At 72.2% G+C, this 3,049-nt stretch carries 4 protein-coding genes; 2 read left to right on the top strand and 2 right to left on the bottom strand.

The features are described 5' to 3' along the window. Both sufB and ACTHMS_RS01180 read right to left on the bottom strand, forming a co-directional pair. A partial coding sequence (gene sufB / locus ACTHMS_RS01185; RefSeq protein WP_440304848.1) for a Fe-S cluster assembly protein SufB occupies positions 1-802 on the bottom strand: 802 nt, incomplete at its 3' end. Continuing rightward, the gene (locus ACTHMS_RS01180) at positions 799-1,560 is read right to left on the bottom strand and encodes a helix-turn-helix transcriptional regulator (RefSeq protein WP_440304847.1); all 762 of its coding nucleotides are present in this window, start codon (positions 1,558-1,560) and stop codon (positions 799-801) included. The genes sufB and ACTHMS_RS01180, both read right to left, overlap by 4 nt. 43 nt (positions 1,561-1,603) lie before the next feature. On the opposite strand from ACTHMS_RS01180, the gene ACTHMS_RS01175 reads away from it, so the two are divergent. Continuing rightward, positions 1,604-2,281, top strand: coding sequence for a lysophospholipid acyltransferase family protein (locus ACTHMS_RS01175; RefSeq protein WP_440304846.1), 678 nt, complete (start codon positions 1,604-1,606; stop codon positions 2,279-2,281). Positions 2,282-2,359: 78 nt separating this feature from the next. After that, on the top strand, positions 2,360-3,049 hold a 690-nt coding region (locus tag ACTHMS_RS01170; protein WP_440304845.1), incomplete at its 3' end, for an ABC transporter ATP-binding protein.

Genomic DNA, 3,049 nt, shown 5'->3' with positions numbered 1-3,049 from the left:
GGCAGCGGGCGTTCTTCTTGACCACGATCTCGACGACCGCCGAGTGCAGCGAGTCGGAGCTGTAGATCGGCGCGGTGCAGCCCTCGACGTAGTGCACGTAGGCGCCCTCGTCGACGATGATCAGCGTGCGCTCGAACTGGCCCATGTTCTCGGTGTTGATGCGGAAGTAGGCCTGCAGCGGGATCTCGACGTGCACGCCCTTCGGCACGTAGATGAACGACCCGCCCGACCACACCGCGGTGTTGAGCGCCGAGAACTTGTTGTCGCCCGACGGGATGACCGAGCCGAAGTACTCCTCGAACAGCTCGGGGTACTCCTTCAGGCCGCTGTCGGTGTCGAGGAAGATGACGCCCTGGCGCTCGAGCTCCTCGTTGATCTTGTGATAGACGACCTCGGACTCGTACTGCGCCGCGACGCCGGCGATGAGGCGCTGCTTCTCGGCCTCGGGGATGCCGAGCTTGTCGTAGGTGTTCTTGATGTCCTCGGGCAGCTCGTCCCAGCTCGCCGCCTGCTTCTCGGTCGAGCGGACGAAGTACTTGATGTTGTCGAAGTCGATGCCCGACAGGTCGGAACCCCAGTTCGGCATCGGCTTCTTGTCGAAGATCTCGAGCGCCTTGAGCCGCCGCTGCAGCATCCACTCGGGCTCGCTCTTCTTCGCCGAGATGTCGCGCACGACGGCCTCGGACAGCCCGCGCTGGGCGCTGGCGCCGGCGATGTCGGCGTCGGCCCAGCCGTAGCCGTACTTCGACAGGGCGGCGATCTGCTCGTCCTGGGTGAGGCTGCGCTCGGGCGCTTCGGTCATGACGTACTCCCCGATCGGGTCGTGGTCGGTACTGCCTGATGTGCTTGCTGGACAACCGGATGTGGCACGTGGGTGGTGCAGACGCCGTCGCCGTGGGCGATCGTCGCCAGCCGCTGGACGTAGGTGCCGAGCACGTCGGCGAACGCGCGCGTCTCGGCCTCGCACAGCTCGGGGAACTCGGCCGCGACGTGGGCGACCGGGCAGTGGTGCTGGCACAACTGCACGCCGGACGCGACGGTGTCGGTGGTCGCAGCGTAACCGTGGCCGGAGAGGGCGGACGCGAGCGCCTCGGCCCGTCCACCCGCCGGCGCCGCGGTGACCGGCGCCTCGACCAGTGCCCGGATCTGCGCGGCGCGGTGCTCGGCGAAGGCCTCGACCGCGGCATCACCGCCGGTCTCGCGCAGCCAGCGCAGCGCCGTGTTGGCGAGGTCGTCGTAGCCGTGCGGGAAGGCGGCACGGCCGGCGTCGGTGAGGGCGTAGGTGCGGGCGGGCCGGCCGCGGCCGCGCGAGGCGGACGGGCGCGGCTCGCGCTCGACGAGCTTGCCCTCGGCGACCAGGGCGTCGAGGTGCCGGCGGACGGCCGCGGGCGACAGGTCGAGCTGCTCGGCCAGGGCGGCGGCGGTCTGCGGACCGCGCTCGAGCACGAGCCGTGCGACCGCGTCGCGCGTCCCCTGCTCCGTCCCGGCGATTTTCACAACACCAGTATGACGTATTTCGGCGACCCCTGCCGAAGGTCCCGGGCCTACCCGAGGAGACATCGTTCACGCCTCTGTCGGGAATCTTCGTGGATAGGCTGCGCGCGTGCTCTACCGGACGCTGGAACTGACGCTCGCGCCCGCGCTGCGTGCCGTGTACCGGCCGACGATCACCGGTGCGCACCACGTGCCGCGCACCGGCCCGGTGATCCTCGCGGCCAACCACCAGTCGTTCGTCGACGAGTTCTTCACGCCCATGGCCGCCCGCCGCCAGGTGGCCTACCTCGCCAAGGCCGAGTACTTCACGACGCCCGGGTTCAAGGGCGCGGCGATGCGGACGTTCTTCACCACCCTGGGCCACGTGCCGGTCGAGCGGGGCGACACCCGCTCGGCGGCGGCCGTCATCGACCTCGGGGTCGGCGTGCTCGCCGAGGGCCGCGCGCTCGGCATCTTCCCCGAGGGCACCCGTTCGCCGGACGGGCGGCTGCACAAGTTCCGCACCGGCGTCGCGCGGCTGGCCCTGCGCTCGGGCGCGCCCGTCGTGCCCGTCGGCCTGGTCGGCACGAGGGCCGTGCAGGCGCCGGGTGAGCGCCGGTGGCACCGGGCGCCCGTCGGCATCCACTTCGGGGCGCCGCTGCGGTTCGGCGACCGGGCCGCCGAGGAACGCAGCTCGCGGGTGCTGCGCGAGATCACCGACACCATCCGGCTGGCCGTCCAGGAGCTCTCGGGGCAGGAGTACGTCGACGCCTTCGCCGGCTCGTCCACCGGGCTGGGCGCGGCCTGAGCGGGCCGGTCTGAGCATTCCGTCACCCGGGCCCGCGAACGGCCGAGGCAGCGGCCGCGGGCTTCCTACACTGGCGGTGTGTCCCCGTCCGCCGCCGACCCCGCCGACTGCGCGGTCAGCGTCGTCGACCTCGTCAAGACCTACGGCGACCACCGCGCCGTCGACGGCCTCTCGCTGACCGTCGCGCGCGGCGAGATCCTCGCCCTGCTCGGGCCGAACGGTGCCGGCAAGACCAGCACCATCGAGATCTGCGAGGGGCTGCGGCCGTTCGACAGCGGCAGCGTGCGCGTGTTCGGCCTGCCGCCGACCGACCCGGCCCTGCGCCCCCGCGTCGGCGTCATGCTGCAGGACGGTGTCGGCGGGTACACCGGGGCCGCGGCGGGCGAGCTGCTGTCGCTGTTCGCGTCGTACGCCGCGCACCCCCATGACCCGGATGCCCTGCTCGAGGCGGTCGGGCTCACCGAGGTGCGCCGTACTCCGGTGAAGCGGCTCAGCGGCGGCCAGCAGCAGCGGCTCTCGCTCGCGCTGGCGCTGGTGGGGCGTCCCGAACTGGTCTTCCTCGACGAGCCGACCGCCGGCATGGACCCGCAGGCCCGCCGCGCCACCTGGGGCATCATCGATGACCTCCGCCGCGGCGGCGTGAGCGTCGTGCTGACCACCCACTTCCTGGACGAGGCCGAGCAGCTGGCCGACACGGTGGTCGTGGTCGACGCCGGCCGGGTCGTCGCCCAGGGCAGCCCGGCCGAGTTGACCCGCGCCGGCGAGGAG

It is taken from the genome of Jatrophihabitans sp. (assembly GCF_051960575.1).
Classification (GTDB): domain Bacteria; phylum Actinomycetota; class Actinomycetes; order Mycobacteriales; family Jatrophihabitantaceae; genus JBQCEE01.
This window is presented reverse-complemented; position numbering and strand designations above follow the sequence as displayed.

Coding starts and splice junctions, on each gene's coding strand:
- ACTHMS_RS01180 (WP_440304847.1), bottom strand. CDS start 1,560: ATGTCTCCTCGGGTAGGCCCGGGACCTTCGGCAGGGGTCGCCGAAATA.